The organism is Mesorhizobium sp. M7A.F.Ca.MR.362.00.0.0 (assembly GCF_004023175.1).
Classification (GTDB): domain Bacteria; phylum Pseudomonadota; class Alphaproteobacteria; order Rhizobiales; family Rhizobiaceae; genus Mesorhizobium.
In genome coordinates this window covers 8558-9288 of sequence record NZ_RZTF01000208.1, presented here as the reverse complement: position 1 = coordinate 9288, position 731 = coordinate 8558, and the positions used below count along the sequence as shown (strand labels likewise).

General features: G+C 61.8%; 1 protein-coding gene and 1 pseudogene. One reads left to right on the top strand and one right to left on the bottom strand.

Translation table 11 applies throughout. The features are described from left to right. A pseudogene (locus EOC06_RS43225) lies at nt 1-240 on the top strand (pilus assembly protein); the annotation flags it as partial. A gap of 136 nt (nt 241-376) precedes the next feature. Here the strand turns inward: EOC06_RS43225 and EOC06_RS43220 are convergent. Then, nucleotides 377-731 (bottom strand): glutathione binding-like protein (locus EOC06_RS43220; RefSeq protein WP_245469927.1); only part of this gene is annotated, 355 nt, incomplete at its 5' end.

The following is a 731-nucleotide window of genomic DNA, read 5'->3' as shown; positions in this document are numbered from 1 at the left end:
AACACGTCTGCTCTGACATTGAATGGCGGCGCAAATTCCGTGCTCAGCGGTTTCATTTACGCGCCGGACGCGCCCATTTCCTACGCCGGCAACTCTGATATGAGCGCCCAGGGCGACTGTCTCAGGCTTGTCGGCAATACGATTCAGATGACCGGAAACTCGTCCGTCAAGTCGGACTGCGCGGCGGCGCTTGGAAATCGCACAATGTACGCCGATCGGATGATCACTCTGGTGAAATGAGAACGACAGGCGGCCCAAGCGGTAGCGTTGAGAAAAATGGCGGTCCCCTTTAACAATGCCGGAGTGCGGCGGCGACCGCACTCCGGCAGATCAGCGCCTCTCACAAAGGCACATCCTGGTTGAAAACAGAGTGTCGCTACGATTTCGCCGCTGCCGCGAAGCGATCGATCACCTCAGTCAGGGGGACGTGGCCAAGGCAGGCGCCAGAACCGGCGGGCTGTTCGCCATCCTCGACAGCCAGCGCATAACGCACGGCCGGATCGGATTCGATGCGAAGGCGCAATCCGGCCAGCTTGGGATAGGCAGCGCCGTCGATCGCCTGGTGAAACTCCGCCCAGCGTGCCACGCCGATCAGCGTGGTATCGGCCAGCGTCAGCCGGTCGCCGACCAGGAAATCCGTGTCGGCGATCATCGCCTCGAGCCGATCATGACGTTCCGCAACGGCCTTGCGGCCGAACTCCCGCAAGGTCGCCTTCAGCGCCGGTTCATCC